General features: G+C 36.9%; 1 protein-coding gene and 1 pseudogene. One reads left to right on the top strand and one right to left on the bottom strand.

What is annotated here, in order from left to right; all coding sequences use genetic code 11:
- A pseudogene (locus AC1DPQ_RS26645) lies at nucleotides 1-579 on the top strand (glycosyl transferase); the annotation flags it as partial.
- Between the two features lie 368 nt (nucleotides 580-947).
- On the opposite strand, the gene AC1DPQ_RS26640 reads toward AC1DPQ_RS26645, so the two are convergent.
- Nucleotides 948-1,839: glycoside hydrolase family 130 protein (locus AC1DPQ_RS26640; protein ID WP_477611418.1), on the bottom strand; the 892-nt coding region annotated here is incomplete at its 5' end.

The raw sequence follows: 1,839 nt of genomic DNA, 5'->3' as shown, positions 1-1,839 counted from the left end.
ATGCTGGCCAATTCATTAATGGCATCATATCAAGACAATAAGGATGGCGATTGGCATTGGTTTGAAGATATTCTTACCTATGATAATGCAATCCTTCCTTTGGCTTTGCTTCATCATTATGAAGTTACCGGAAATACAACATCCTATAAAATTGCGATGGAGAGTATTGAGTTTTTAAATAGCTTTTCTTTYGAAAATGGCTATCTAAATCCGGTTGGAAATGCAGGATGGATGAAAAAACATGGCAAAAATCCTATCTATGACCAACAGGCTATAGAAACAATGGCAATGGTTTTACTCTATGCTAAAACATTCGAGGTAACCAAAGATGATAAATATTTAAATTTAATGCATGTTAGCTACGAATGGTTTTTAGGAAGAAACAGCCTTCATATTCCTTTATACGATTTTGAAACACATGGATGTGCTGATGGGCTACAGTTTAACAGTGTAAACAGGAATCAAGGTGCTGAGAGTACATTGGCCTATTTCATCTCCCATTTAGCTATATTAAAGGCAGCAGAAGCCGAATATGAAACACTTTCGTCTCCCCTGGTGGAGGCAGATAAATGTAGCTAAAGATTAATTTGTCTTGGAAATATAAAAAGGCTGATTCAGAAATGAACCGGCCTTTTTTATATTGTTTTGAAGAATAAGTCGAGACGATCGTCACCATGACCTGTAGCGCCGCGGAAAGAGCTATGAAGTAAACCGAGCCTTAAGCGAGCTCACCGAAGGTAATTTATTTCAGGGTCTTGATGACCAGTAAGATGCTGAAACAAGTTCAGCAGGACGGCTAATTATACGATCTGTCATCCTGAGCCTGTCGAAGGACTTGTTTAAATGCCCATAAAACGTTTCGACAAGCTCTCCGTAGGAGTCCTTTGCACAACGTGACAGATCGAATGAAACCACAACTTATGATATAGCCTAATGAAAGATCTGTTTTAATTATTTTCCAGCAATTTGGCTAGCAACAACTCCAGATTTACGCTTGCAAACGAAGAACTATAATCAGATAAACCATAAGGGATAATTAATTCTCCATTACTGATAATCGATCCGCAGGAATATACCACGTTGGGCACATAACCTTCACGTTCATCATTATTGGGAATAATCAATGGTTCCTTTAAATGGCCTATTTCTATACTTGGGTTTTCAAGATCCAATAAACTTACTCCAATACAGTATCTCCGCATTGGTCCCACCCCATGTGTAATTACAATCCATCCTTTTTCTGTTTCTATCGGAGAACCGCAATTGCCGATCTGTACCAGCTCCCAATCGTACCGTGGTTGTTTTAAAAGAACCGGGTTTTCCCAAACATTTACTTTATCAGAAAACATCAGGTAGTTGTTCCAGCCATCTATCCGGCTCATCATCACGTATTTCCCTCTAATTTTTCGTGGGAATAATGCCAGATTCTTATTTTGTGCACCATCGCCATAAAGCGGAATCACTTTGAATTCGTAAAAATCTTCGGTTTGTACTAATTTGGGAATAATTAAAGAACCATCAAACGCGGTATAAGTGGCATAATATAATACTTTGCCATCGTCTTTAATAAATTTAACAAAACGAGCATCTTCAATCCCCTTACGTTCAAATTCTGAAATAGGAAAAATTACACGATCAGAAATATCGGTATCTTTTGAAAAAGTTATGGTATGATAAGTATCTGATAGCCAAAGTATTTTATCATATTCGATTAAACGTGTTGGATTTTCTTTATGTAAACTTTTAGAATCTTTAATGATATTGCTCAAACTGGTATATTCAAATTTATCATCCAGTTTTGATTCAATTTCTTCTAATACAGAAGGATCAATCTGCGCG

Source organism: Pedobacter sp. 01T416_2 (assembly GCF_056398925.1).
The sequence above is the reverse complement of the archived record's forward strand: the minus strand, read 5'-3'. Positions and strand labels throughout refer to the sequence as shown.